This window comes from Xenorhabdus littoralis, from assembly GCF_033949345.1.
GTDB lineage: Bacteria > Pseudomonadota > Gammaproteobacteria > Enterobacterales > Enterobacteriaceae > Xenorhabdus > Xenorhabdus littoralis.
Map to the genome: position 1 here is coordinate 1 of NZ_VCDP01000155.1, position 866 is coordinate 866.

The 866-nt window shown below is 46.9% G+C and carries 2 protein-coding genes; both read right to left on the bottom strand.

Annotated elements, in window-relative coordinates:
- Nucleotides 1-617, bottom strand: a 617-nt coding sequence (locus FE394_RS18800; RefSeq protein ID WP_319927848.1) for a primase-helicase zinc-binding domain-containing protein, incomplete at its 3' end; no start/stop codon positions are given.
- A 109-nt stretch (nt 618-726) separates the two neighbouring features.
- Nucleotides 727-866: helix-turn-helix transcriptional regulator (locus FE394_RS18805; protein WP_319927849.1), on the bottom strand; the 140-nt coding region annotated here is incomplete at its 5' end.

Genomic DNA, 866 nt, shown 5'->3' on the forward strand with positions numbered 1-866 from the left:
GCGCCTTTTTTCTGGCTGCCAGTGAGTAATTTTTTCTTACCATCCGGTTTGATGATCTGCGCGCCTGTTATTTTTTTGTCCAGTGTTGCGAGTCGCAACACTGCTGAATTATCAGGCAGTAACCGCTGATTAGGGCAATGCAGCCCTTTTGCAGTCAAATAAGGAGATTGTCCGGCAACTGTCTGCGCCATCAGAGCCGCCACGCTGTCGGCAATCGGTTGTATTGGATAAAGGTTTTCTTTGGCGGGCTTGGGTTCAGGCAGAGGTAATGCCAGTACATCCGCAACAATTTTAGCCGCTTTAGTAATAGAAATTCCTTTGGTTTTTGCTACCAAATCCAGCCCATCACCATAGTTCAGCGTATCACACTGGCGGCAATGCCAGTTGCCGTGATGGTGATCATCAATAAAGTGAAAACGGTCGGTGCCACCGCAGATCGGGCAAGCGCCATGTTTACCTTTTGCCGGGATATCGATACCACACGCAGGCAGCAGATTTTCCCAATGATACATGGCGGATTTTTTCACGGTCTGGATCAGGTCGAGCGGTTTTTGACGAGCTGTCTTATCTGAAAGTGTAAATTTAGGGTGAGTTTGGGTATGCTGTATATCAGCCATCATCGTTACCTTAATTAACGGTTGTTGGTCAGACGCCTCAGTTGTGTTAGCGCACACTGGGGCGTTGTTTTTTTTATATTCTGTTTCTTATGTCATGTTCTTTTATGTGCTATGCCGCTCGTGATCCCGCGATCCGTTGCGCAATCCAGTTATCAATCTCTGATTCAATAAATGCGATGGAACGGGAGCCGAGTTTGATTTGTTTCGGGAATTCCCCATCGCTAATCAATTTGTAAATCCACGCCTTGC